Annotated in this window: 20 protein-coding genes; 8 read left to right on the top strand and 12 right to left on the bottom strand. The window is 71.6% G+C overall.

Annotated elements, in window-relative coordinates; translation table 11 throughout:
* The first annotated feature begins 132 nt into the window (after nucleotides 1-132).
* From EV375_RS23610 to EV375_RS23600, 3 genes are read left to right on the top strand one after another with little or no spacing between them, the layout of a single operon-like run.
* Nucleotides 133-1,140: a fatty acid desaturase gene (locus EV375_RS23610; protein WP_130301402.1), complete on the top strand. Its 1,008-nt coding sequence runs from the start codon at nucleotides 133-135 to the stop codon at nucleotides 1,138-1,140.
* On the top strand, nucleotides 1,140-1,832 hold the full coding sequence (locus EV375_RS23605) for a TetR family transcriptional regulator (RefSeq protein WP_486588777.1): 693 nt from the start codon (nucleotides 1,140-1,142) through the stop codon (nucleotides 1,830-1,832). The genes EV375_RS23610 and EV375_RS23605 overlap by 1 nt, the downstream gene beginning before the upstream one ends.
* A gap of 51 nt (nucleotides 1,833-1,883) precedes the next feature.
* A complete protein-coding gene (locus EV375_RS23600; protein ID WP_130301401.1) occupies nucleotides 1,884-2,177 on the top strand; it encodes a hypothetical protein in 294 nt (97 codons plus the stop codon).
* Nucleotides 2,178-2,226: 49 nt separating this feature from the next.
* Here EV375_RS23600 and pip read toward each other — a convergent pair whose 3' ends face one another.
* Nucleotides 2,227-3,198 carry a prolyl aminopeptidase gene (pip, locus tag EV375_RS23595; RefSeq protein WP_130301400.1) on the bottom strand — a complete coding sequence of 324 codons (972 nt, stop codon included), beginning with the start codon at nucleotides 3,196-3,198 and terminating at the stop codon, nucleotides 2,227-2,229.
* A gap of 91 nt (nucleotides 3,199-3,289) precedes the next feature.
* On the opposite strand from pip, the gene EV375_RS23590 reads away from it, so the two are divergent.
* Both EV375_RS23590 and EV375_RS23585 read left to right on the top strand, forming a co-directional pair.
* Complete coding sequence (locus EV375_RS23590; protein ID WP_130301399.1) at nucleotides 3,290-3,541, top strand: hypothetical protein; 252 nt, start codon at nucleotides 3,290-3,292, stop codon at nucleotides 3,539-3,541.
* Complete coding sequence (locus EV375_RS23585; RefSeq protein WP_130301398.1) at nucleotides 3,538-3,924, top strand: PIN domain-containing protein; 387 nt, start codon at nucleotides 3,538-3,540, stop codon at nucleotides 3,922-3,924. Before EV375_RS23590 ends, EV375_RS23585 begins: the two co-directional genes overlap by 4 nt.
* Here the strand turns inward: EV375_RS23585 and EV375_RS23580 are convergent.
* Both EV375_RS23580 and EV375_RS29895 read right to left on the bottom strand, forming a co-directional pair.
* Nucleotides 3,914-4,273 carry a VOC family protein gene (locus EV375_RS23580; RefSeq protein ID WP_130302077.1) on the bottom strand — a complete coding sequence of 120 codons (360 nt, stop codon included), beginning with the start codon at nucleotides 4,271-4,273 and terminating at the stop codon, nucleotides 3,914-3,916. The two genes, EV375_RS23585 and EV375_RS23580, sit on opposite strands and share 11 nt — an antisense overlap.
* Nucleotides 4,274-4,317: 44 nt before the next feature.
* Nucleotides 4,318-5,253 carry a class I SAM-dependent methyltransferase gene (locus EV375_RS29895; RefSeq protein ID WP_486588669.1) on the bottom strand — a complete coding sequence of 312 codons (936 nt, stop codon included), beginning with the start codon at nucleotides 5,251-5,253 and terminating at the stop codon, nucleotides 4,318-4,320.
* A gap of 71 nt (nucleotides 5,254-5,324) precedes the next feature.
* On the opposite strand from EV375_RS29895, the gene EV375_RS23565 reads away from it, so the two are divergent.
* Both EV375_RS23565 and EV375_RS23560 read left to right on the top strand, forming a co-directional pair.
* Nucleotides 5,325-5,822, top strand: coding sequence for a MarR family winged helix-turn-helix transcriptional regulator (locus EV375_RS23565; RefSeq protein ID WP_055484297.1), 498 nt, complete (start codon nucleotides 5,325-5,327; stop codon nucleotides 5,820-5,822).
* A 116-nt stretch (nucleotides 5,823-5,938) separates the two neighbouring features.
* Nucleotides 5,939-6,706, top strand: a complete 768-nt coding sequence (locus EV375_RS23560) for an SDR family oxidoreductase (protein WP_130301397.1) — start codon at nucleotides 5,939-5,941, stop codon at nucleotides 6,704-6,706.
* Nucleotides 6,707-6,771: 65 nt separating this feature from the next.
* Here the strand turns inward: EV375_RS23560 and EV375_RS23555 are convergent, their stop codons facing one another.
* The 7 genes from EV375_RS23555 to EV375_RS23525 all read right to left on the bottom strand — a co-directional run bounded on the left by EV375_RS23555 (nucleotide 6,772) and on the right by EV375_RS23525 (nucleotide 17,196).
* Entirely contained in the window at nucleotides 6,772-7,743 is a 972-nt protein-coding gene (locus EV375_RS23555; protein WP_165434811.1) for a response regulator transcription factor, read from the bottom strand.
* A gap of 657 nt (nucleotides 7,744-8,400) precedes the next feature.
* Nucleotides 8,401-9,558: a galactokinase gene (gene galK / locus EV375_RS23550; protein ID WP_130301395.1), complete on the bottom strand. Its 1,158-nt coding sequence runs from the start codon at nucleotides 9,556-9,558 to the stop codon at nucleotides 8,401-8,403.
* Entirely contained in the window at nucleotides 9,555-10,622 is a 1,068-nt protein-coding gene (gene galE / locus EV375_RS23545; RefSeq protein ID WP_130301394.1) for a UDP-glucose 4-epimerase GalE, read from the bottom strand. The genes galK and galE overlap by 4 nt, the downstream gene beginning before the upstream one ends.
* The gene (galT, locus tag EV375_RS23540; protein WP_130301393.1) at nucleotides 10,576-11,766 is read right to left on the bottom strand and encodes a galactose-1-phosphate uridylyltransferase; all 1,191 of its coding nucleotides are present in this window, start codon (nucleotides 11,764-11,766) and stop codon (nucleotides 10,576-10,578) included. The genes galE and galT overlap by 47 nt, the downstream gene beginning before the upstream one ends.
* A 336-nt stretch (nucleotides 11,767-12,102) precedes the next feature.
* A complete protein-coding gene (locus tag EV375_RS23535; RefSeq protein WP_130301392.1) occupies nucleotides 12,103-12,786 on the bottom strand; it encodes a response regulator transcription factor in 684 nt (227 codons plus the stop codon).
* Between the two features lie 227 nt (nucleotides 12,787-13,013).
* Entirely contained in the window at nucleotides 13,014-14,798 is a 1,785-nt protein-coding gene (locus tag EV375_RS23530; RefSeq protein WP_130301391.1) for an outer membrane protein assembly factor BamB family protein, read from the bottom strand.
* A gap of 478 nt (nucleotides 14,799-15,276) precedes the next feature.
* Nucleotides 15,277-17,196, bottom strand: coding sequence for an ABC-F family ATP-binding cassette domain-containing protein (locus EV375_RS23525; protein ID WP_130301390.1), 1,920 nt, complete (start codon nucleotides 17,194-17,196; stop codon nucleotides 15,277-15,279).
* A 245-nt stretch (nucleotides 17,197-17,441) separates the two neighbouring features.
* On the opposite strand from EV375_RS23525, the gene EV375_RS23520 reads away from it, so the two are divergent.
* Nucleotides 17,442-18,134 carry a hypothetical protein gene (locus EV375_RS23520; RefSeq protein ID WP_130301389.1) on the top strand — a complete coding sequence of 231 codons (693 nt, stop codon included), beginning with the start codon at nucleotides 17,442-17,444 and terminating at the stop codon, nucleotides 18,132-18,134.
* 46 nt (nucleotides 18,135-18,180) lie between these two features.
* On the opposite strand, the gene EV375_RS23515 is transcribed toward EV375_RS23520, so the two are convergent.
* Both EV375_RS23515 and EV375_RS23510 read right to left on the bottom strand, forming a co-directional pair.
* A complete protein-coding gene (locus EV375_RS23515) occupies nucleotides 18,181-19,227 on the bottom strand; it encodes an EamA family transporter (protein ID WP_130301388.1) in 1,047 nt (348 codons plus the stop codon).
* On the bottom strand, nucleotides 19,224-19,721 hold the full coding sequence (locus EV375_RS23510) for a YbaK/EbsC family protein (protein ID WP_130301387.1): 498 nt from the start codon (nucleotides 19,719-19,721) through the stop codon (nucleotides 19,224-19,226). Before EV375_RS23510 ends, EV375_RS23515 begins: the two co-directional genes overlap by 4 nt.
* Between the last annotated feature and the right edge of the window lie 96 nt (nucleotides 19,722-19,817).

Below are 19,817 nucleotides of genomic sequence, written 5' to 3'. Positions count from 1 at the left end.
CACCACTTGCTACGCCTGTGAGGGCTGCCATACTTACGACGCCGTAGGTTACGGTTCCGTAGGACTTGCGTGGGCACAAGACGCAGAAGTGCACAACGCAGAAGCCCCTTACCGCTCTGACAAGGGACATCTATGACGACAAGCCCCCCGGACGTTCTCGACAGCGCCCCCGACGCCCAGAAGAAGCCCGCCTCCGACGCCCCGGACTCCCCCGTCGCCACCGCGACGCTGGGCGGCGAGAAGCGCCGCTCGGCGGAGCAGGTCGCCCTGCTGGCCTTCATCGTGGTCCCATTCCTGGCGCTGCTCGCAGCGGTGCCGCTGACGTGGGGCTGGGGGGTGAGCTGGCTGGATCTGGGGCTGATGACGGCCATGTACTTCATCGGCTGCCACGGCATCACCATCGGCTTCCACCGTTACTTCACGCACGGCTCGTTCAAGGCGAAGCGGCCGCTGCGCATCGCGCTCGCGGTCCTGGGTTCCCTGGCCGTGGAGGGCCCGGTGGTGCGGTGGGTCGCCGATCACCGCAAGCACCACAAGTTCTCCGACGCCGAGGGCGACCCGCATTCGCCGTGGCGTTACGGCGAGACGGTTCCCGCCCTGATGAAGGGCCTGTGGTGGGCGCACGTCGGCTGGATGTTCGACGAGGAGCAGACGTCACAGCAGAAGTACGCACCCGATCTGGTCAAGGACCCGGCGATCCGCGCCATCTCCCGGCAGTTCGTGCTGTGGACGACGGTGTCGCTGCTGATCCCGGCCGCGATCGGCGGCCTGGTGACGATGTCCTGGCAGGGTGCGCTGACGGCGTTCTTCTGGGGCTCGCTAGTGCGTGTGGCGCTGCTGCACCACGTCACGTGGTCCATCAACTCCATCTGCCACGCGGTCGGCAAGCGGCCCTTCAAGTCCCGCGACAAGTCCGGCAACGTGTGGTGGCTGGCGATCCTCTCCTGCGGTGAGTCGTGGCACAACCTGCACCACGCGGACCCGACGAGCGCCAGGCACGGTGTGGAGAAGGGCCAGCTCGACTCGAGTGCCCGCATCATCCGCTGGCTGGAGCTGGCGGGTTGGGCGTACGACGTGCGCTGGCCGGCGCAGTCCCGTATCGACTCCCGCCGCAAGGAGCCGTCCCGTCAAGCGGCATGATGGGGCCCGTGCCGACCGATGACAGCTCCGCCAGTCCCGCAAAGGCGAACAGGGCAGCCAAGAAGGAGAAGCGCGCCGCCCGTCGCAGGATGAGCGGCAAGGAGCGCCGCGAACAGCTCCTCGACATCGGACGTGCCCTCTTCGCCGAACGTGGCTTCGAGGGCACGTCCGTGGAGGAGATCGCCGCGAAGGCGGGCGTCTCCAAGCCCGTGGTGTACGAGCATTTCGGCGGCAAGGAAGGTCTCTACGCCGTCGTCATCGACCGCGAGATGCGGCAGCTCCTGGACATGGTGACGGGTGCCCTCACAGGGGGGCACCCGAGGGAGCTGCTGGAGCAGGCGGCGTTCGCGCTGCTCGACTACATCGACGTCTACACGGACGGTTTCCGCATCCTCGTCCGCGATTCGCCCGTCGCACAGTCGACGGGCAATTTCGCGTCGCTGATCAGCGACATCGCCACTCAGGTCGAGGACATCCTCGGCCGCGAGTTCAAGTCCCGCGGCTTCGATCCGAAGCTCTCGCCGCTGTACGCGCAGGCGCTGGTCGGGATGGTCGCGCTGACGGGGCAGTGGTGGCTGAACGTCCGCAGGCCGAAGAAGGCCGAGGTCGCCGCGCACCTGGTGAATCTGGCCTGGCACGGCCTGGACGGGCTGGAGGCGAAGCCGCGTCTGATAGGTCACAGGCGCAGCTGAAGGCCGGCAGGACCCGCTGCCCGGCTCGCGGCACGGTTGGATACTGACCGCATGAAGCGACACACCGGCAAGCCCGGGGACGTCCTCGGCGCCGGGATTCGGCAGGAAGCCAGTCGTTGTGACCTCACGGCCTCCGACGGGACGCCCGGAGCGATCGCGGCGCACTTGCCGAACGAAGGGGGGCACAGCCGGATCCGTCGCAGTTTCCGGTCTGCCGGGTCGGGCGACAGCGGCCGCACGGACATCGCCGAACGCATGGAGGAGATCCTCGCCGGCCTCGCCGAGGGGGACCATGTACCCGATGAGGGCGGAACCGAAGGGCGCAGCCGCAAGCAGAGCGGATGAGTCCGCTCGTCGTCGAGCGGTCCCCGACCGTCGCGGCGACGAGGTCAGGTCAGTTCGGGGCGAACTCGTCGAGGGCGCTGCGGATCTCGCCGCTCATCGCGTCGCTGCCCAGATGACCGGCGTCCTCGACGACGACGAGGCGGGAGCCCGGCCAGGCGCGTGTCAGTTCCCACGCGGTGCCGAGGGGGCCGCCCAGGTCGAAGCGGCCGTGGATGAGCACGCCGGGGATGCCGGCGAGGCGACCCGCGTCGCGTATGAGCGCTCCCTCCGCCAGCCAGGCGCCGTGCGAGAAGTAGTGCGCTGCGATGCGGACGAGCGCGTGCCGGGCCTCGGGCGGCCGGTCACCGTACGTTCTGGGGGCGCCGTCCTGGGTCTCCGTGGAGAGCACCGTGTCCTCCCAGCGGCACCATTCGTCTGCGGCCTCCGCGCGGACCGCGGGGTCGGGATGCTCCATGCGGCGCGCGTACGCCGCGAGGACGCCCGGCAGGTCCGCTTCGGGGTCGGCTTCCGGCACGTGCTCGCGGAAGCGGTGCCACTCCTCCGGGAAGAACCGGCCGGCCCCGCGGTAGAGCCAGTCGATCTCTGAGCGGCGGGTGGTGGTGACGGCGGGAATGACGATCTCGGAGACGCGGTCCGGGTGCCGCTGAGCGTACGCGAGGATCAGCGTGGATCCCCAGGAGCCGCCGAAGAGCAACCACCGCTCGATGCCGAGGTGTTCGCGCAGCAGCTCCATGTCGGCGATCAGGTGGGCGGTGGTGTTGTGGCTCATGTCCGTGGACGGGTCCGAGGCGTGCGGGGTGCTGCGTCCGCATCCACGCTGGTCGAAGGCGACCACGCGGTACCGGTCCGGGTCGAAGCGGCGCTGGGCGACGGTGCCGCAGCCCGACCCGGGGCCTCCGTGGACGACGAGGGCGGGTTTGCCGTCCGGGTTTCCGGACACCTCCCAGTGGATGCGCTGACCGTCGCCGACGTCGAGCATCCCTTGTCCGTACGGTTCGAACGGCGGGTGGAGCGTGGACATGGCCGGTCACCTCTCCGATGTCGGAAGGAGCCGCACGATGCCGGTTCCAGGAAGCCGCAGCAACGTGTATACGGACACGTATACTTGCGCCATGGCTGACTCGATGATCCGCGTGCCCTCCGAGGTGCGCGACCGGCTTGCCGAACTCGCGAAGGACCGCGGATCCTCCATCGGCGCCATAGTCGGCGAGTACGCCCGATCCACTCCGACCGAGCAGGAGATGGCCGCCAAGGCCGCCGAAGCACGGCAGATCCTTTACGAACTGTCGGGGTACAGGGCGAGCGAAGAAGAAGAGCGAGCCTCTCTCGCCGAACTCGAACGACGCATCGAGTCTCTTCGGTGAACCGGGAGCGATTCGTCTTCGACGCGTCCGCACTGCTCGCAGCCGGCTCCGGCAACCAACTGGCGTCGACCCTGATTCATCACGCCAACCTCAAGCCCGAGTGGTCGTTGTACGTGCCGCTGTGCGCGCTGGTGCAGGCCGAATGGGACCGGAAGGGCATCGCCGAGCACTTCGCCGCTCTGCCCGGCGTGGCATTCCTGGAGCTGGATCTGCCGGCAGCCCTGACCATGAGCAAGTCACCTCCTGAGGCGTGGTCGGAGTCCCACGTCGTGCACGCCGCCACCCCCGGCCCGCTCTCCCCCGTCTCGCCCGAAGGGGGGACGGTGGTGACAACCCGGCCCGAGCACTATCCGGGTCTGCGCACCCTGGACATCAGGCCGTGAACGTCGGCTCCAGGAACTCCAGCCTGTTGCCGACCGGGTCCTCCGAGTAGAAACGGCGGTGGCCGGGGAGGTCGTCGTCCCGGACGACGGGCGCTCCGGCGTCGGCGAGGCGGGCGGCGAGGCCGCGCACGCGGATGCCGGGATGGGCCTTCCGTGCTGGGCGGAAATCCTCCTCGATGCCGAGGTGCAGTACGACGGAGCCGGCCGAGAACCAGCAGCCGCCCCGCGCGGCGAGCACCGGGGGCTTGGGGATCTCCGTCATCCCGAGCACGCCCGCGTAGTACGCACGCAGCGCGTCCTCCGAGCCCGGTGGTGCGGCGAGCTGAACATGGTCCAGGGAGTCGATCACCGCTGCTGCCCGCGAGGCGCCGGGACGTTCCGCTTCGGGGCCCGTCATCGCTTCACCGCGACGACGAAGATGCGCCGGAACGGGAAGGCGGTCCCGCGCGCGGGGTCCCCGCCCAGCGGCGGATAGGCCTCGCGCAGCAGCTCCGCGTACTCGGCGAGGAACGCCGACTGCGCGTCGGGGTCGTCGGCGAGCAGCGTGAGGACGGGACGCAGCGCCGTGCCCTTGACCCAGTCCAGGACGGGATCTTCACCGTGCAGGAGCTGCGCGTACGTGGTCTCCCACGCGTCGACGTCGCAGCCCAGCGGTTCAAGTTCGGCAAGGTATTCCGCGGGGGCGCGGACGGAGCCGCCGCGGGCCTCGGCGCCCAGACGGGCCCTCCAGCGCGCCGAGTTGCGCAGTTCCAGCAGCAGGGTGTGGCTGGGGGCGTCGAAGTTGCCGGGGACCTGGAAGGCGAACACACCGCCGGGCGGCAGGGCGTCGATCCAGGTCCTGAAGAAGCCGGCGTCGGTGAGGGCGCCGTCCTGGCCGTTGTCGCCGGGGGCGTCCCCGGATCCGTCCCGTTCCGGGAGGCTTCGCCCCTCCTCCCTGACGGGGAGCACCCTGTTCTTCCCGGAACCGGCAAGAACCCATTGCAGCGCCGCGTTGGAGAAGATGAGGTCGAAGCGTTCGTCGCGTGCGGGACGCCATGTGGTGAGGTCGGCCCGGGAGAATTCGAGGCTTCCGCCGGCGGCCGTCCTCCCGGCGTGGGCGCGGGCTTCGCGCAGCATCGCCGGGGAGTCGTCGTAGCCGGTGATGTGCGCGCGGGGCCAGCGGTCGGCGAGCATCGCGGACGGGCCGCCGGGCCCGCAGCCCAGGTCGGCGATGCGGGGGGCCTCGTCGTGCGGCAGTGCGGGCACGCGGGTGAGCAGGTCGGTGATCGGCCGGTTGCGGTGCCCGGAGTGCCGTGTGTACTGATGCGGATCCCACACAGGTGACGTCATGGGGGCAGCCTCCATCCGAAGTATCTCGATGTCAAGAGACTTCATGTCGACACAACTACTACACTGATCGCATGGAGGACGAGGTCGACCGACTGGTGGCAGCCTGGCGCCGAGAGCGCCCGGACCTCGACGTGGAACCGTTGGAGGTCCTGAGCCGGGTCAGCAGACTCGCACGGCACCTCGACCGTGCGCGCAGGATCGCCTTCTCCGAACACAACCTGGAGCCCTGGGAGTTCGACGTCCTGACCGCCCTGCGGCGAGCGGGCACGCCGTACCAGCTCTCGCCCGGTCAGCTGCTCACCCAGACCCTCGTGACCTCGGGGACGATGACGAACCGCATCGACCGGCTCGCCAAGAAGGGCCTCGTGGAGCGCCTGCCCGACCCCAGTGACCGGCGGGGCGTCCTGGTGCGGCTCACCGTGGACGGACGCGACCGCACCGACAGCGCGCTGGCGGGCCTCCTCGACCAGGAGCGCGCCATCCTCGCCGAGCTGTCCTCCGCGCAGCGGGCCGAACTCGGTTCGCTGCTGCGCAGGTTGACGGCCCCCTTCGACAACATTCCCGGCTGACCGCGCGTCACTTCACGGCGAACTCCCCGCACTCGCAAGGCGGTTGATGCCGATGCCTCGCCGGGTGGCGGGTTCCCCCGCTGCGTCGCGCGCCGCGCAGCCCGTAGCATCCGTGCATGGGCGGACGTCATTCGGATCGATTCGCGGGACGCACCGTCCTGATCACCGGCGGTGGCGCGGGCATCGGAGCCGCGACGGCTCACAGGCTGGCCGACGAGGGCGCCGCGGTGGTCATCCTCGACCGCGACGAGGACGACGGCCACCGCACGGCACGCGAGATCACCGCCTCCGGGGCACGCGCCGCGTTCGTACTCGGAGACGTCACCGACGAACCCGCCTGGGCCCGGGCGCTGCGCACGGCGCACGAGGGCTTCGGCCCCGTCGACGGACTGGTCAGCAACGCCGGGCTGATGCTGCCGGGCCCGGCCGGTGAGCTCTCCCTCTCCGACTGGCAGTGGCAGTTGGGCGTCAACCTCACCGGTGCCTTCCTCGGATTACGCGCCTGCCTCGATGACCTGCGCGCACGGCGCGGAGCCGTCGTACTGACCTCGTCCGTGCAGGCACTCGTGGGTCTGCGGGAGCGGCCGGCGTACGCGGCCGCGAAGGCGGGGCTGACGGGGCTCGGGCGGCAACTGGCCGTCGACTACGGGCCGGAGATTCGCGTCAACAGCGTGCTGCCGGGCCCGATCGTGACCGGCGCGTGGGAGGGCACGAGCGAGGAGGACGCCCTGCGGACGGCCGCGCAGACCGTCGCCGGCCGCTACGGGCACCCTGAAGAAGTGGCCGCCGTCATCGCCTTCCTGCTCTCCGACGACGCCTCGTACGTGACGGGCACGAGCCTCGTCGTGGACGGCGGGTGGAGCGTGTACAAGACCTCGCTCTGATCCGTGCGCGGCGGGCGGGCCGCCCGGACGCGCCGGCAGCCTCGGCGCCCGCACCCCCGGCGGGCTCAGCGGGCGGCGCTCGACTCCACCTCGACCGGGCCGACTCCCGCCCTGCGGGCCAGCGCGACCGCGGCGAGCGTCGAGTGGACACCGAGCTTCCCGAGGACGTTCTGCATGTGCGTACGGACGGTGTGAGGCGAGAGATACAGCCGCTCCGCGACGGCCTTGCGGCCGAGCCCGGCGACCATGCAGCGCAGCACCTCGCGCTCCCTCGGCGTCAGCGACTCCACGAGGCGCTCGCTCTCGGTGCGGTGCTTGCGCGAAGCCGTCAACTCCTTGAGCACGCCCGTCAGAAGCGCGGGCGGCAGATGCGTCTCGTCCTTCAGCACTCCGCGGATGACCTGGAGCAGCCGGGAGAGCGAACAGTCCTTGGCGACCCAGCCGCCGGCACCGGCCTGAAGCGCGGCGGCCGCCTGCCCGGGGTCGTCCCGTTCGGCGAGCACGACGGTGCGCACCTCGGGGTGTTCGCTGCGCACGCGGCCGACGAGCGGTATGCCGCCGGGCCCCGCCTCGGAGGTCGACGCCGCGCCGGCGGAGGGACGGGCACCGCCGCCCGGGCCCGAACTGTCCTTCACGGCGGACCCGTTGGGGGTGCCGTCACGCGGGACGACGGCGGGCGGGGAGCGGTCGGCGCCGTTCGCTGCGGCGGCCGCCGCATGGTGAGCCGGCGTGACGGCCGCCGCATGCTGAGCCGGCGTGACGGCCGCCGCACCGTGAGCCTGCCCTTGAGCAGCCGCACCGCCCGCCCCGGGGCCCGTACCCGCGACCGCGGTGCCGGCCGGTGCCGACAGGTCCGCGTCGACCAGCATCACGTCGAAGCGCCGTCCGTCGGCGGCGCCCCGTTCGAGGCAGCGCATCGCGGCCCGGACGCTGCCGGCGGCGGCGACCTCCACGTCCTGCTCGGCCGCGAGCGCAGCGGCCAGGGACTCTGCGAAGATCCGGTGGTCGTCGACCACCAGCACCCGTATACGTTGCATGTCGCCCCCTGGCAGTGCGGGTTCCGTCACCCCGTGGCGAAGGCAAGAGATGGGTGTGCTGGGGGAATCTCCTCGCCCCGCTGGGCCCCCTCCCACACCGCAGGCGTGGAGAGGGCACCGCCGCGCCCTTGCCTGCCAACCCGGCATCCCTGCCCGGCGTGGCCTGCCCGGCCGCCCGCCCCCTGACTGACACCGGCCCCCACCGGTGCGATGCGTACGACTCAGGGTAAGGCCGGGCGATGACAACGGAAACCGATTGGCGAAACTGGTTGCGCATGGCGTGAACTGACAGGCATGTTCCGTATCGGGACACACGCCGACGAGCGAAGACGCCGTAAGGTTCACGAACGCCGCCGCGGAACCAACGCCCGCGGATCGCCGGTGATGCGCGGACCGCGCGGAACACCTGCGGATTCCGAAGTGCCCGTCGAGGTCTGCGCGTTTGGGCGAACGTCTCGCGGGCGGCCTCGGCGGCAGGGCGTCAGCTCACTGGCTGCACATTCAACTGCCGTGAGTGGACGAGCAGTTGCGCGGTCCGGGCTCGGGCTCGGGCTCGGGCCCGGGTTCGCGGATCGTCGCCGACGCCGAGCGCCGGGCCCTCGACGAACTCGGCATCCACCTGCTACCGCCGGGGCGGTGCCCCGGATCATCTCGTCGTCAGACGTCTGTGATCCGCCGCGCGCCGGGGCCCGGCACCGCCTCGAAGACCCGCGGCTCTCGGTGGCCTGCCTCCGCGAAGGCCTCACCGACGGCTTTGGCGACGGCATCCGCGTCCCCGGCCCGTACGAGCACGATCGCCGAACCGCCGAAGCCTCCGCCGGTCATGCGGGCGCCGAGTGCGCCGTTCGCGTTCGACGCGTCGACGACCAGGTCGAGTTCGGCGCAGGAGACTGCGAAGTCGTCGCGCAGCGAGGCGTGTCCGTCGGTCAGTACGGGCCCGACGGCGTGCGTCTCACCGGCGTCGAGGAGGCGGAGGGTGCGCTCGACGCGCTCGTTCTCGGTGACGACGTGCCGCACCAGCGGGCGCAGCGACTCGTCCTCGATGCGTTCGAGCGCGGCCGGCAGCTCCCCGTACGGGACCTCGCGCAGACTTCCCACGCCCAGCGCCGCGGCGCCCGCCTCGCAGCCGGCCCGGCGCTCGGCGTAGGCGCCGTCGCCCAGCGCGTGCTTGACGCGGGTGTCGACCACCAGCAGCCGCAGCCCCCGCGCGGCGAGGTCGAAGGGGACCTGCCGCCTGGTCAGGTCACGGGTGTCCAGGTACATCGCGTGCCCGGACGTGCAGCAGGCGGACGCCATCTGGTCCATCACGCCGCACGGGACGCCGACGAAGTCGTTCTCCGCGTGCCGGCACAGCTCGGCCAGCCGGGGCGCCGGAAGTTCCACTCCGTACAGGTCGCTCAGGGCCAGGGCCGTGGCGACCTCGAGGGCGGCGGAGGAGGACAGCCCGGCCCCGGTGGGCACGCTGCTCTCGACGTGCAGGTCCGCGCCGCCGACCCGGTGCCCGGCGGCGCGCAGCGCCCACACCACTCCCGCCGGGTAGGCGGCCCAGCCGCCTCGGTCGCCGCCCGTGGGGCCCTGCGGGGCGAGGCCGTCCACATGCAGCTCGGTGACCCCGCCGGGCGCGTCGGCCGAGTGGAGCCGGAGGACGCCGTCGTCGCGGCGGGAGGCCTCCACGCGGCAGGTGTGCGGGAGGGCGAGCGGCATGACCAGGCCGTCGTTGTAGTCGGTGTGTTCGCCGATCAGGTTGACCCGGCCGGGCGCCGCCCACACGCCTTGGGGCGTCGCCCCGTACACCTCGCGGAAGCCTGCCGTCATGGAGTGCCTGCCCGCCCCTCATGGCCGTCCTGCCCGGTGTGCCGCTGGGTGAAGTCCCAGGCGTCCCGCACGATGTCGGCGAGGTCCGTGCGTGAGGGGTGCCAGCCGAGGGTGTTCACGGCCCGCCCTGCGGACGCCACGAGCACCGCCGGGTCGCCCTCACGGCGCGGCGCGGCCTTCTCGGGCAGGGGGTGACCGGTGACCTTGCGGACGGTCTCGATGACCTCGCGCACGGAGAATCCGTTGCCGTTGCCCAGGTTGCAGATCAGATGCGTGCCGGCGGGGACGTTCCCGGGCCCGGACTCCTCGCCGCCTGCGGTCATCGCGGTCATGGCGAGGAGGTGCGCCTCGGCGAGGTCGGCGACGTGGATGTAGTCGCGGACGCAGGTTCCGTCGGGCGTCGGGTAGTCCTCGCCGAACACGGAGACGGCTTCACGGCGGCCCTGGGCCACCTGGAGCACGATCGGGATGAGGTGCGACTCGGGGTCGTGGCGCTCGCCGTAACGCCCGTACGCGCCCGCGACGTTGAAGTAGCGCAGCGACACGGCGGCCAGGCCGTGAGCACGGCATTCACCGCTGATCATGTGGTCGACGGCCAGCTTCGAGGCGCCGTAGGGATTCGTCGGCGCCTCGAACGCGTCCTCGTGGATCGGCGTCCGCAGCGGTTCGCCGTAGGTGGCCGCCGTCGAGGAGAAGACGAGACGGCGCACGCCCGCCTCGCGCATGGTCTCCAGCAGTTCGATGCTGCCGCCGACGTTGTTCCGCCAGTACTTGCCGGGGTCCTGCACGGACTCGCCGACCTGCGAGTGGGCCGCGAAGTGCAGCACACCGTCGTACGTGGCGTCGAGCACACGGCCGGCTTGCTGCACGCGCCCCTCGACGAACTCGGCGCCCTCCGGGACGGCCTCGCGGAAACCGGTGGAGAGGTCGTCTAGCACGGTGACGGAGTGCCCGGCCTCCAGCAGGTGCGCGGCGACGACGCTTCCGACGTATCCGGCTCCGCCTGTGACCAGGTACTTACCGGTGTGCTGTGCGGGGGTCGCTCCCCGTGGGCTGGCGGTCACTGGCTACCTCTCGCAGTCGCTCGGCCGCGCTCTCGGGCGGCACATCGTTGATGAACACGTTCATCCCGGATTCGGAACCGGCGAGGAACTTAAGTTTGCCGGAAGTCCGTCGGATGGTGAAAAGCTCAAGGTGGAGGGCGAAGTCCTCGCGGGCCACGGACGCCTCCGCACCGTCTGCCCCACCGCCCTGCGGCCGCCCCCTCGCGGGCAGCGTGAACGGCGCCTGGTGCCAGGCGGCTATGTAGGGGGTGGGCGGCTCGTCCGGGCCGAAGAGGCGGTCGAAGCGCCGCAACACCTCCAGATACAGGGCCGGGAAGTCGGCCCTCGCCTCCTCGCTCAGCGCGAGCAGGTCCGGCACCCGCTCCCGCGGGTACAGGTGCACCTCGTACGGCCAGTGGGCGGCGTGCGGCACGAAGGCGACCCAGTGCTCGCTCTCGCACACCACGCGCCGGGCGTCGGCCAGTTCGGCGGCGACCACGTCGTCGAAGAGGTTGCGTCCCCCGGTGCTGCCGGCGTGCCGGGCGAGGGAGCGGAGCATGCGCTCGGTGCGGGGCGTGGTGAAGGGGTAGGCGTAGATCTGGCCGTGCGGATGCTGGAGCGTCACGCCGATCTCCTCGCCCCGGTTCTCGAAGCAGAAGACCTGCTCGACACCGGGACGCTGGGAGAGCTCGGCGGTGCGGTCCGTCCACACCTCCAGCACCAGCCGTGCCTGTTCGTCGGTGAGGGACGCGAACGAGGCGTGGTGGTCGGGGGTGAAGCAGACGACCTCGCAGCGCCCGGCGCCGGGCCGCTGCGCTGCCAGGCCGTGCGGCCCCGCGGCGGTTTCCGGGCCGGGGCCTCCGGTGAAGGAGGGGAACCGGTTCTCGAACACGGCGACGTCGTAGGCGGGTTCGGGGATCTCGCTGAGCCGGCCGTCGCGGCTGGGGCACAGCGGGCAGGCGTCGACGGGCGGATGGTACGTGCGTTCCTGCCGGTGTGCGGTGACGGCGGTCCACTCCGCGAGCAGCGGGTCGTAGCGGATCTCGGAAGCCGTCGACGTCGCTCCGAGCGGACGCCGGTCCACGGCGTCGCGCACCGCGTCGTCACGCAGGTCGTAGTAGATGATCTCCCGGCCGTCGGCGAGCCGGTTCGAGGTCTTCTTCAAGGGTCCGCTCCTCACCGTCCGGCCACCCTCATCGCCAACATAATCACACACAAGAAATCAGAGACCAACAGAGCTGAACGGCAACGGTCGTTCGCGTGCAGGCGCATACGGTACATATGCGGCATCGAGGATCGAGGACTCAGCACGCGCCGCCGCGACGCCCCGACGCCGCGACACCCGCGGAACTCCCCGGTGTGCGGGCGCGGTTCGCCCGGTCACGGGCGCCGTCCGGTACGAAAACCCTCCGATCAGGTACGGGCGCGGCTCACTCAGGTACGGGCGCCGTTCGCCCGGAGCGGGTGCGGTTCGCTCGGCCGCAGTCAGGGAGCGGGCCGGTCACTCCTCGCCGGAGGCCGGCTCGTACGCCCTCTCCAGCAGCCCCGTGCGGGCCGCCAGCGCCGCCGCCTCCAGGCGGGACCCGACGCCCAGCTTCATCAGCACCCGCTGCACGTGCGTACGTGCGGTGCTCGGCGCTATCCGCATACCTGTGGCGATCAGCCGGGTGTCCTCCCCCTCGGCCACCCGCATCAGCACCTCCACCTCGCGGCGCGTGAGGAGCTGGAGGAGCCGGGCACCCTCGTCGTCGGGTTCCGGTGCCGGGTTGAGCAGGTCCGCGAAGGACTCCTGGAGCAGTTGCGGCGAGACCGCTGCGTCCCCCGCCCGCGCCTTCATCATGGCGCGCTCGACGCCTTCGATGCGCTCGTCGTGGCGTACGTAGCCGGACGCGCCGGCCGCGAAGGCGCAAGCCACCCCGCGCGGGCTGGGAACCGGGCCCAGCACCACGACCGCGATCTGCGGCTTCTCGCGCTTGATCCGCACCACCGGGTCGTAGACGCCTGGCTCCGCGGGAGCGGCCGTACCCAGAAGACAGACGTCTGGTGCCCGGCTCAGCACGAGGTCCGCCGCACCCGCGCTGGGAGCGGCGGCCGCCAGCACCCGGTGGCCGCGCAGTTTCAGCGCCGAGGCGAGTGCCTCGGCGAGCAGTCTGTGATCGTCAACCACCATGAGCCGGACGCTCATGCGCAACAACCCCCCACGCCGCACCCTGCGGGCGCCCCTCAGGGCCCCCTCGGGCCCGGGTGGCCCGGGGGCGCAAGGGAACTGCCCCTCCTGTGCTCCCGGAAGCTACACGTTCGTCCGCCGTTCCGGGCCGCTTCGGGGGGAGAAGTGGGAGGAACGGCGGACGAACTGTGATCAGTCCTTCCCGGCCTTCGGCCTGAGAGCTGCCTTCGCCGGGGTCGTCAGGGTCATTCGGCTCCGAAGCCGATTCCCAGGTACTTGCCGTAACTGCTGCTGCTCCGCTTCGAGATGAGGGTCTGGTGGATGAAGAAACGCCCGTTCTTGTAGATGGGCGGTTCCCGCATGGTGATGCCGGCGATGTTGTTCTCGTCCTCGGCGCTGTCGTCGGGGTTGCGCATGTAGAGCTCCTGCTTGCCCTGCGCGCCCGGGTCCACCGCGACGACCTGTCCGCCCGCGCCGTAGGTCGGCTTCTTGTACGCGATCAGCTTGCCGTCCTGAATGCTGACGGGGATGATGGTGCGCCTCTCACCGGCGTCCGACTTCCACTTGGGGCTGCCGGTGTCGATGTCGAAGGCGATGATCTCGTTGGTGGAGGCCGTGTCGCCCTGGTGCCTCGCCGACGGGAGATAGACGTAGTCCTGGTCCACGACGACGGACGTGCACGACTCGACGCCTGTGCTGCACCCCGGCTCGTACTTGTTGTCGCCCAGGGAGATCTTGGCCTTGAGCTTCTCGTCGTCGCCGACCGTCATGACGTCGGTTGCCGAGCTGGAGCCGGCTCCGACCGCGATGACGACGGGGTCGGCGGAGACGATCCGGGCCGTCTGCACGCCCTTGGGAACGTCGAACTCCCACTTCGCCTCGCCCGTCTTCGGGTCGAGCTTCTGCACCTTCAGGTCCGGGTCGCCGTAGCTGCCGCACTGCACGACCGCCATCAGCTCTTCGCCACCCGCGAAGCCTTCGTGGTCGCAGCCGCCGGTGCCGCCGATCCCCTCGGTCTTCCACAGCGGGGCGCCGCCCGACATCTTGTACGCCACCGAGCCGCCGATCCACTTGGCCGCGACGACGTCCTTGCCGATGGACATACTCATGCCCAGCGAAGTGGCGCGCTCGCTGTTGGGCATCGTCTCCTGCCAGACCTTCTTGCCCTCGTCCAGGTCGACGACGGCCAGCTGATTGCACTTGGCGCGCGAGGACTTGGTCTCGGCGACGACCACCGCCGCCTTCCCGTCGTCCGTCGACTGCCGGGACGCGGCGCAGATCTGGCCGTCGAGGGAGATCTTCCAGGCCTGCTTCCCGCTGGCCGCGTCCATGCCGATGATGCCGCCGAGGGTGCTCTTGGCGAAGATCTTGTCGGTGGCCCAGGCACCGGTGACGCTCGCGGTGTCCTCCTCCGTGAGCTTCGGCGAGGGGATCTTGAACAGCTCCCTGCCCTCGGTGGATGCCGGCTTGCCGCCGCCGTCGTTCGTGCCGGTCTTCTTCTCGCCCCCGGCCTCCGTGCCGTCGTCCTTGTTCACCAGCAAGATGCCGACGGTGACGACCGCGACGACCACCGCGACGGCGGCCGCGACGATGGCGATGACCTTGCCGTTGCCGCCGCCCCCCGGGGTTCCGGGGCCGCCGGGTCCGTAAGGCGCCGCCGTCGGGTACGTGCCCGGGCCCTGGCCGTAGGGCTGACCCGGCTGCTGGGGGTAGCCGTAACCGGCGCCCTGCGGCGGCTGTTGCGGGTAGCCGTAACCCGCGCCCTGCGGCGGCTGCTGTGGGTAGCCGTAGCCGCCCCCGCCTCCGGGCGGCTGCTGCGGATAGCCGTAGCCGCCTGCCGGTGGCTGCGGCGGTGCGCCGAATCCGCCCGACGGAGGCTGAGCGGGCTGCTGAGGCGTCTCACCCTGGGACGGGGACGACTGCCCGGCTCCGGAGTCCTTCTTCTCCAGACCGGGGGACTCTTCGGACTTCTCGGGGTCGGGTGAGTCCCCTCTGGGGGGCTGACCGGGGGGCGGAGGCGGCTGCGACATGAGCGATTCCCTCGTTGGACGATCAGACCGGACGTCCACCCCTCAAACCCCCGTAGGGCGGAGCGATTCGGACATCAGGTCCGCCTTCGGCTGGCTTGTGCGCGGATGTCTTTCTATCACCGGACACTGCGAACCGGCGGTCCGGTTCCCACCCCGAGGCAGCGGAAGAGACGGCCCCGAAACGCTTACGTTGCGCGGCCGTTAGCGAACCCGGAGTACTTCCCGGTATGCGGAACGGGGCGGCCGCCACCGGCTTGCTCTCCGTGGCACGCCCCGGCTGCTCGTCCGGACGCGACCCCAGGTCGCTCCCGGAACGCGTCCCGGCCGCACGGCGCCGGGACGGCGGCCGTGCCCCCGCGCGGCCGCCGCGTGTGAGGGCCGGCCCGCGTGTGAGGGCCGGCCGTGCCTGAGCGCCTGCCCGTGCCTGAGCGCCGCCGCGCCGGAGGGCCTGCCCGCGCCCGTCCGGCGCCCGCCCGCGTCAGCCGTCCTCGGCCAGCTCCAGCCAGCGCGACTCCAACTCCTCGCGCTGCGAGTCCAGTTCACGCAGTTCGGCGTCGAGCCCGGCGACGCGCTCGAAGTCCGTCGCGTGCTCGGCGAGCGCCTGGTGCAGCTCGGACTGCTTCTTCTCGACGCGCTCCAGCTGACGCTCGATGCGCTGCATCTCCTTCTGCCCCGCGCGCGCAACCGCCGCCGGCTTGCGCGCCTGTGCGCCCGCCGACGACGCGGACGAGGGCGCGGGCCGGGACGAAGCCGCCGCCGACGGCGACGACTTGGCCGAGGAGTGGGAGGACTGGGAGGACCGGCCCGAAGCGCCGGAGCGCGCAGGCGTGTTCACGTTCGGCTGCGCCGCCTCGCTCTGCCGTGCGCGCCGTTCGAGGTACTCGTCGATGCCGCGCGGCAGCATCCGCAGGGCGCCGTCCCCCAGCAGCGCGTACACCTGGTCCGTCGTGCGCTCGATGAAGAACCTGTCGTGGGAGATGACCACCAGCGAGCCCGGCCAGCCGTCCAGCAGGTCCTCCAGCTGCGAAAGGGTCTCGATGTCCAGGTCGTTGGTCGGCTCGTCCAGGAAGAGCACATTGGGCTCGTCCATCAGCAGACGCAGGATCTGAAGCCGGCGGCGCTCACCACCGGAGAGGTCGGCGACCGGCGTCCACTGCTTCTCCTTGACGAAGCCGAAGCGCTCGCACAGCTGCGACGCCGTCATCTCCCGGCCCTTGCCGAGGTCCACGCGCGAGCGGACCTGCTCGACGGCCTCCAGCACGCGGAGCGCGGGGTCCAACTCGGCGACCTCCTGCGAGAGATACGCCAGCTTCACCGTCCTGCCCACCTTGACGCGGCCGCCCGTCACCAGCTCCGACTGCTGCTCGCCACCGCTGCGCGCGGCCGCCGCGAGCGCCTTCAGCAGCGACGTCTTGCCGGAGCCGTTGACGCCGACGAGGCCGATCCGGTCGCCGGGCCCCAGCTGCCACGTCTGGTGCTTGAGCAGCACCTTGGGCCCGGCCTGCACGGTGACGTCCTCCAGGTCGAAGACGGTCTTGCCCAGGCGGGAGTTGGCGAACCGCATCAGCTCCGCCTCGTTCCGCGGCGGCGGTTCGTCGGAGATGAGCGCGTTGGCGGCCTCGACACGGAAGCGGGGCTTGCTGGTGCGGGCGGGTGCACCGCGGCGCAGCCAGGCGAGTTCCTTGCGCATCAGGTTCTTGCGCTTGGTCTCCTCCTGCGCCGCGATGCGTTCGCGCTCGGCGCGGGCGAAGACGTAGTCGGAGTAGCCCCCTTCGTACTCGTGCACCGAGCCGCGCTGCACGTCCCACATCCGGGTGCAGACCTGGTCGAGGAACCAGCGGTCGTGCGTCACGCACACCAGCGCGGAGCGGCGCGCGCGCAGATGGCGGGCGAGCCACGCGATGCCTTCGACGTCCAGGTGGTTGGTGGGCTCGTCCAGGACGATCAAGTCCTGCTCGGCGATGAGCAGTTGGGCGAGTGCGATGCGGCGCCGCTCGCCTCCGGAGAGCGGTCCGATGACGGTGTCGAGGCCCTGCGGGAAGCCGGGCAGACCCAGACCGCCGAACAGCCCGGTCAGCACGTCGCGGATCCGGGCGTTTCCGGCCCACTCGTGGTCGGCCATGTCTCCGACGACCTCGTGCCGTACGGTCGCGGCCGGGTCGAGCGAGTCGTGCTGGGACAGCACGCCCAGACGCAGGCCGCCCGAGTGCGTCACGCGTCCGTCGTCGGCGGGCTCCAGCTTCGACAGCAGCCGGATCAGCGTGGTCTTGCCGTCCCCGTTCCTCCCCACGACGCCGATGCGGTCGCCCTCGCTCACACCGAGCGAGACGCCGTCGAGCAGCGCCCGGGTGCCGTAGACCTTGCCCACGGCTTCCAGATTGACGAGGTTTACGGCCATCTCACTCCTGTCTCTCCCCCGGCCTTCGGCATGGGGGACCCCACCTGGCCTTCGGCATGGGGGAACCCACCCGGCATTCGGCGTGGGGCCCCACCCTGGCTCCGGACGGTCGGCCCGGCATCAGCCCTCCAGGGTACGCACGTGCCTGTGGCCGCCTGATCCCCGCGGGGGTAGGGTCCGCCGGGCGCCCGCCGTGACGCACCGGGCGCACGTACGTGCACGCGAGATCACGGGGACGGGGAAGCATGGACAGGCTGTGGCTGTTCGATCCATCCGCGGGCGGCTCGGACCACAAGGCGAAGTGGGAGCCGCCCGCCGACGGGCGGGTCTTCCGGGAGATACGCAGGGGCAGTGAGTCACCCGGTGCCCTCGCGGAGGGCAAGGCGTGGACCGTCGCGTATGCCGAGCGCAGGCTCCCGCCCGGCGGCGCCGAGGAGTACCGCATGGCCCGGCGCGACGGCGATCGCGCCTTCGACCTGTGGGCCGACCCGCACCGTGGGCAGCACCTCGCACGGGTCGTGACCCAGCCGGGAGTCGGACGTGTGGCGACGTACGAGGTCTACGGCGCCGCGGGTGGGCAACTGGCCCTCGTCACGCGGCGAAAGCCGTTCACGCAGCGGCGGATCAGAGCCCGGTGGAGCGTTCAGCAGGCCGGACAGCGGGCGGCCGTCGGCGTCAAGGGCAGGGTGTTCTGGTACGGCGTGTGGTGGCTCTTCTTCCCCTTCTGGGTCTTCATCGCGTTCGGCTCCCCCGACGTGCCCCGGACGCCGGTCCGTACGCGCTTCAGGCGGGACGGGCAACGCGTCCTCGACTGGAGGCACGACGGCTTGAACGTCCTCTCCGACGGGTGGGATCCGGCGGTCCTCGCCGCGCTCGTCGCGCTGATGAGCAGCCACTCCGGCCGCTTCAAGGACGACTGGGACGACGCCGCCGAGTGAGCCGCGGGCGGGCAGAGGAACGCTCTCCCGGCCTCAACCCCCGGCCTCAACCCCCGTGCAGCATCAGGGCGATGCCGCCCACCATCAGCGCGGATGCGGCCACGCGCGGAGCGCCGAAGCGCTCCTTGAAGAACAACGCGCCTATGGCGGCACCCGCGATGATCGAGGACTCGCGCAAGGCGGCGACCGGCGCGAGGGGTGCGCGGGTCTGGGCCCACAGCACGAGGCCGTAGGCCGACAGCGACAGCACGCCGGCCGTGATGCCGCGCAGCGCGAGGGGCCGCAGCTGGGCGAGGAGCACGCCCCGGCGGCTGGCCGCGGCGTACGCGGGGATGACGAGGCTCTGGAGCATCATCAGCCAGGCCACGTATCCGAGCGCGGAGCCGGAGGCGCGCACCCCCGCCCCGTCGACGACGGTGTACGAGGCGATGGCCAGGCCGGTCGCGACGGCGGCGAACAGCGCGGGCAGCCGCGAGGAGGCGGTGGGCGCGGACGGCCCGGAGCGGGCCGGGGGCTCGGGGGACCCGGAGCAGGCCCGGGGCTCGGACGGCCCGGAGCAGGCCCGGGGCTCGGACGGCCCGGAGCAGGCCGGGGGCTCGGGGGACCCGGAGCAGGCCCGGGGCTCGGGGGACTCCCGCGGGGCGGAGGCCTCACGGCCGGCGGCCCCCGCCCGGCCGCTCCTTCCCCGTATCCCCCACAGCGCGACGGCGAGCAGCCCGGCCGAAGCGACGGCCACACCCGTCAACTGCCAGGCGTCCGGCAGCTCCTGGAGGAAGACGGCGGCGAGGAGCGTGACGACGAGCGGTGCCGTGCCCCTCGCGATCGGGTACATCTGGCCGAAGTCGCCGAGCCGGAACGAGCGCATCAGCAGCAGCTGGTAGACGACGTGCAGCGCCGCGGAGAAGCCCAGAGCGGGCCATGCCTCCTTCGCCGGCACCGGCGCGAAGAACGCGAGGACGAGCCCGCACAGAGCGCCGCCGAAGCCGACGAGGGTGAACGCGAGGAGCTGGTCCTTGATGTTGTGCGCGAGCGCGTTCCAGGAGGCGTGCGTGACCGCGGCGGCCAGCACCGCCCCGACGACGAGGGGCGTCACGGAACGCCGGCGGTCTGCTCGCGTACGTCCACGACCGAGCCGCGGGCGTGCGCGATCAACTCCCCGGGGGCGAGCGCGAAGACGGTGTGCGGGGTGCCCGCTGCGGCCCAGACGGTGCCGTGCGCGAGCAGGCCCCGGTCGGCGAGCACCCGCATCGTGCTGACGTGGCCGAAGGGCGGCACGCCGCCGATCGCGTATCCGGTCGCCCTCCGCACGAGGTCCGCTCCGGCGCGGCTCACCGTCCGGGCGTCCAACTCCGCCCGTACGAGGGCGACATCGACGCGTGACGCGCCGTCCATCAGGACGAGGACGGGTTCGCCGTCGACCTCGAAGACCAGCGACTTGACGATCTGGCTCAGCTCGCATCCGACCGCCTCGGCCGCCTGCGCCGCGGTGCGGGTGGCGTCCGGGAAGGCACGGATCTCGACGTCGTCCAGGCCGAGCGCGGACAGGGCCTCGGAGAAGCGGGGGTGGGCGGTTGGCGCCTTGCTCATGGGACGGACGCTACCCGTCGGGGCACGTCGGACGCGACACGGTTTTCCCGCACCCTGCTGGTTCCGGCCTCGGCGCGAATCCGGCCCGCGCACCTC

This window comes from Streptomyces sp. CNZ301 (assembly GCF_004217425.1).
This window is presented reverse-complemented; position numbering and strand designations above follow the sequence as displayed.

Bases quoted from the DNA above. Each gene is read 5' to 3' on its own strand.
- EV375_RS23560 (WP_130301397.1), top strand. From the start codon at position 5,939: ATGGGCGGACGTCATTCGGATCGATTCGCGGGACGCACCGTCCTGATC.
- EV375_RS23520 (WP_130301389.1), top strand. From the start codon at position 17,442: ATGGACAGGCTGTGGCTGTTCGATCCATCCGCGGGCGGCTCGGACCAC.
- EV375_RS23565 (WP_055484297.1), top strand. From the start codon at position 5,325: ATGGAGGACGAGGTCGACCGACTGGTGGCAGCCTGGCGCCGAGAGCGC.
- EV375_RS23605 (WP_486588777.1), top strand. From the start codon at position 1,140: ATGGGGCCCGTGCCGACCGATGACAGCTCCGCCAGTCCCGCAAAGGCG.
- EV375_RS23610 (WP_130301402.1), top strand. From the start codon at position 133: ATGACGACAAGCCCCCCGGACGTTCTCGACAGCGCCCCCGACGCCCAG.
- EV375_RS23530 (WP_130301391.1), bottom strand. From the start codon at position 14,798: ATGTCGCAGCCGCCTCCGCCCCCCGGTCAGCCCCCCAGAGGGGACTCA.
- EV375_RS23555 (WP_165434811.1), bottom strand. From the start codon at position 7,743: ATGCAACGTATACGGGTGCTGGTGGTCGACGACCACCGGATCTTCGCA.
- EV375_RS23525 (WP_130301390.1), bottom strand. From the start codon at position 17,196: ATGGCCGTAAACCTCGTCAATCTGGAAGCCGTGGGCAAGGTCTACGGC.
- pip (WP_130301400.1), bottom strand. From the start codon at position 3,198: ATGTCCACGCTCCACCCGCCGTTCGAACCGTACGGACAAGGGATGCTC.
- galK (WP_130301395.1), bottom strand. From the start codon at position 9,558: ATGACGGCAGGCTTCCGCGAGGTGTACGGGGCGACGCCCCAAGGCGTG.
- EV375_RS23590 (WP_130301399.1), top strand. From the start codon at position 3,290: ATGGCTGACTCGATGATCCGCGTGCCCTCCGAGGTGCGCGACCGGCTT.
- EV375_RS23535 (WP_130301392.1), bottom strand. From the start codon at position 12,786: ATGAGCGTCCGGCTCATGGTGGTTGACGATCACAGACTGCTCGCCGAG.
- EV375_RS23510 (WP_130301387.1), bottom strand. From the start codon at position 19,721: ATGAGCAAGGCGCCAACCGCCCACCCCCGCTTCTCCGAGGCCCTGTCC.
- EV375_RS23600 (WP_130301401.1), top strand. From the start codon at position 1,884: ATGAAGCGACACACCGGCAAGCCCGGGGACGTCCTCGGCGCCGGGATT.
- EV375_RS29895 (WP_486588669.1), bottom strand. From the start codon at position 5,253: ATGACGTCACCTGTGTGGGATCCGCATCAGTACACACGGCACTCCGGG.